Genomic DNA, 238 nt, shown 5'->3' on the forward strand with positions numbered 1-238 from the left:
ATCTTGGATTGGTTTCATCTGGCGATGCGGCTGCAGCACCTGACGCAGGTCGCCAGCACCATGTCATCCGACACCCCGGAACGCGCAGCGGCGAAGGTGGTGATCGTTGAAGAGGTCGAGCGCCTGCGCTGGCGATTGTGGAACGGCAAGGCCCGGGATGCTGGGATCAGTCTCGATCGCATCCGGGGCGTCATGCATCAGTTCCGCGGCGAGGCGGACGGCCGGCGCTCCGTCGCAC

Annotated in this window: 1 pseudogene; it reads left to right on the forward strand. The window is 65.5% G+C overall.

Annotation, left to right across the window (positions count from 1 at the left end):
• Positions 1–238 (forward strand): annotated as a pseudogene (locus tag Q7A36_RS41440) (hypothetical protein); the annotation flags it as partial.

The organism is Paracraurococcus lichenis, assembly GCF_030657435.1.
GTDB classification, from domain to species: Bacteria; Pseudomonadota; Alphaproteobacteria; order Acetobacterales; family Acetobacteraceae; genus Paracraurococcus; species Paracraurococcus lichenis.